We start from the raw sequence: 2,822 nt of genomic DNA, 5'->3' as shown, positions 1-2,822 counted from the left end.
ACTCGTCGAGTAGCGGCTGCACACCCTGCCGCTCGACCGTGTCCTCGTCGAGGAAGCTGGCGTACAGGTCGCCGATCCGTTGTTCGTCGGTGCCGGGCGCCGACATGTTCTCGCTCACTTCGGTGATCAAGTCACGCACCTGGACCTCGGCCCGGTCGAACAACGCGCGGAAGGCGCCGTCGGTGGCGCGGTCGGCCGGGATCTCATAGTCGGCCAACCAGCGGCCATTGACATGGCCGAACAGGTCGTCTTGGGGGCGGGCACCAGCGTCGACATTGCTCAGGTCGATGCCTGAGCGGATAGCTTCTACCGTCACGCCACCATCTTTCCCTATTGCCAAGCCAGGTAGCCTCACGGCCATGCCCGACGGCGAGCAGACGAAGCCAGCGGCCGACGACGGTGATGAAGAAACGGCGCCGGACGAATTCGACGGCCCGACCATCTCCGGCTACGGCGTCGCATCGGCGGCACTGGGAGCGCTTTCCGTGGCCGCGATCGCCTTGGGTGCGGTGATTTGGTTGGCGCACCGCAGTGACGTCGACGAACGCAGCTATCAGAGCCGAGCGATGCAGGCCGCCGTCGACTGGACGGGCGTGCTGATCAACATGAACACCAGTAACGTCGCGGGCAGCCTGCAACGGCTGCACGACGGGACCGTCGGTGAACTCAACGCCGATTTCGACTCCGCCATGCAGCCCTATCAGCAAGTGGTGCAGCGGCTGCAATCGACCAGCCACGGTCAGGTCGAGGCGGTCGCGGTCGAAACGGTGCACCATGACCTGGACACTGCACCGGGCGCCCGCCCGCCTGCACCGGCTGAACAACTGCCGGCTTCGGTCGCAAGTCGCACCGACACGGTCATGGTGGTCGCCACGTCAGTCAGCGAGAACACCGGCGGCAAGCCGCAGACGGTGCACTGGAAGCTGCGGTTGGGGGTTTCCGACGTGGACGGCAAGCTGATGATCTCGCGGCTCGAGTCGGTCCGATGAGGAACGCCTGGCGGGTGCTGGCGTTTGATATCGCCGCACCCGTAGCCGCGATCGTTGCGCTGTTGGCGATCGGGGTGGTTCTGGGCTGGCCCCGGTGGTGGGTGTCGGCAAGTTCGATTCTGGTGCTGTTGATCGTCCAGGCCGTGGCGGTGAATGTCTGGCTGCTGCGCCGGGATTCGGTCACCGTCGGCACCGACGACGACGCGCCCGGTCTGCGGCTGGCGGTAGTCGCATTGTGCGCAGTGGCGGTGGTGTCGGCGGTGCTGACCGGCTACACCCACTGGACGTTGCCGGACCGCCGCCTGAAGGCCGACGCGGCAGAGGTGGTGCGGATAGCGGCCGGGATGGCGGAGGCGACGGGCACGTTCTCGCCGCAGCAACCGATGGCCTCGATCGACCGGGCCGCGGCCATGATGGTGCCCGAGCAGTCGACCGCATTCAAGGACAATTTCGCAAAGGCCACAGCGGATTTCGCGCACCGAAACGTCACCGCGTCCGCGTCGACGCTGGAAGCCGGCGTCGAAGCGATCGGGCCGTCTGCGGCCGCCGTGGCGGTGCTACTGCGCGCTACTCAGAACGAACCGGGACAGCCTCCCAGTAACGCGGTGCTGGCGCTGCGCATCGCCCTGACCAAGCAGAGCGACCATTGGCTGGTGCTGGACGTGTCGCCTATCAACGCGCGCTGACCAGCGTCAGCGCAGCCGGGCGTGCTCGACCATCAGGCAACGGTCCATCACGACGTGCATTCCGGCTGCCTCGGCGTCGCGGCCCACTTGCTCGTGCCACAAACCCTCCTGCAGCCAAAGGGTTTTCGGACGTTGCTCAAGGGCTAGCACATCGGCCAGTACCGATGGCAACTCGTCGAACCGCCGGAACACGTCGACCATGTCGGGTACCACCGGCAGATCGGCCAGCCGGGGATACGCTGGGGCGCCGTCGATCTCGGTGATTGTCGGATTGACCGGGTAGACCTGGTAGTTGCCGGTCGAGACCAGATACGAGTAGATCTCGTGGCTTGGCCGTGTCGGCTTGTCCGATGCGCCGACCACCGCGATGGTGTGGGTTTCGGCCAGGATGCGCCCCAGCGTCACATCGTCGGGCTGACCGAGCATCAGGTGCTGCGGGGCGGCCGCTGGGGCGGTTGCTGAGGTGGCTGTTGAGTTCTGGCCTTCGCGAACCGATCCGACAGCCGGCGCATCCGGATCATCAACGACGCCGACGGGCTGGTCTTGGCAGCGAGGTAGGCGGCCAGCTCGTCGACGTTCACCCCAATCCGGGACGCGAATTCGGGCATCTTCAGCCCTGATCGCTCGATCAGCAACTGCACGTGGCGGGCCACTTCAGTCCGCTCGTTGGCCTCTAGGTGGGCACGGGCGCGGTCCAATACCTCCGCCAACGCTTTGGAGATGCCGTAGGGCCGCGAGTTCTCCAGAACCTCTTCGACTTGGCGTGCGGTGCGCCCGAACGGGTCGCGTTTGATCGCCACCGCGATCTGCTTCCAGGTGGCTATGTCGCCACCTTCCAGCGCCGAGCGGATGGCCGAGGTAGGCCAGAACTCCACGGGCCGCTCGACATTACGCGGGCGGACGGGGGGTCGATGCGGCGCCGGTCCGTGGCGTCGGTCGGCTGCCAACGTCACCTCGCCTCCTCCAGCATCGCCACTGCCACGGACAGGCAGCGCTGCCTGACCTCCTCCCAGTCTGCCTTCGCACCCGGACCGGGCCAACCCTCGTCGTCAAGATCCGACGGATGCGGATCCGCGAGCCGCCGGACCAACTGGGTGGCGATCCATTGCCGCCTGGGTGATTGACCAGAGTAATACCTATCGATCCC

At 66.4% G+C, this 2,822-nt stretch carries 5 protein-coding genes and 1 pseudogene; 2 read left to right on the top strand and 4 right to left on the bottom strand.

The window, feature by feature from the left end; all coding sequences use genetic code 11:
* Positions 1–316: pseudogene (locus WAN71_RS05075) on the bottom strand (peptidase M13); the annotation flags it as partial.
* A 43-nt stretch (positions 317–359) separates the two neighbouring features.
* Here WAN71_RS05075 and WAN71_RS05070 point away from each other — a divergent pair.
* Positions 360–989, top strand: a complete 630-nt coding sequence (locus WAN71_RS05070; RefSeq protein ID WP_422224282.1) for a hypothetical protein — start codon at positions 360–362, stop codon at positions 987–989.
* Positions 986–1,675: a hypothetical protein gene (locus tag WAN71_RS05065; protein WP_422224281.1), complete on the top strand. Its 690-nt coding sequence runs from the start codon at positions 986–988 to the stop codon at positions 1,673–1,675. Before WAN71_RS05070 ends, WAN71_RS05065 begins: the two co-directional genes overlap by 4 nt.
* Before the next feature lie 6 nt (positions 1,676–1,681).
* Here WAN71_RS05065 and WAN71_RS05060 read toward each other — a convergent pair whose 3' ends face one another.
* From WAN71_RS05060 to WAN71_RS05050, 3 genes are all read right to left on the bottom strand, one after another.
* Positions 1,682–2,101: a CoA-binding protein gene (locus tag WAN71_RS05060; protein WP_422224280.1), complete on the bottom strand. Its 420-nt coding sequence runs from the start codon at positions 2,099–2,101 to the stop codon at positions 1,682–1,684.
* Entirely contained in the window at positions 2,101–2,628 is a 528-nt protein-coding gene (locus tag WAN71_RS05055; protein WP_422224279.1) for an XRE family transcriptional regulator, read from the bottom strand. Before WAN71_RS05055 ends, WAN71_RS05060 begins: the two co-directional genes overlap by 1 nt.
* Positions 2,625–2,822: hypothetical protein (locus WAN71_RS05050; protein ID WP_422224278.1), on the bottom strand; the 198-nt coding region annotated here is incomplete at its 5' end. The genes WAN71_RS05055 and WAN71_RS05050, both read right to left, overlap by 4 nt.

It is taken from the genome of Mycobacterium sp., from assembly GCF_049280035.1.
Classification (GTDB): Bacteria; Actinomycetota; Actinomycetes; order Mycobacteriales; family Mycobacteriaceae; genus Mycobacterium.
Note: the sequence above shows the minus strand (reverse complement) of the source record. Positions and strands in the feature narration are given on the sequence as shown.

Excerpts from the sequence above, each read along its gene's own strand:
- WAN71_RS05065 (WP_422224281.1), top strand. The coding sequence starts at position 986 with ATGAGGAACGCCTGGCGGGTGCTGGCGTTTGATATCGCCGCACCCGTA.
- WAN71_RS05060 (WP_422224280.1), bottom strand. The coding sequence starts at position 2,101 with ATGCTCGGTCAGCCCGACGATGTGACGCTGGGGCGCATCCTGGCCGAA.
- WAN71_RS05070 (WP_422224282.1), top strand. The coding sequence starts at position 360 with ATGCCCGACGGCGAGCAGACGAAGCCAGCGGCCGACGACGGTGATGAA.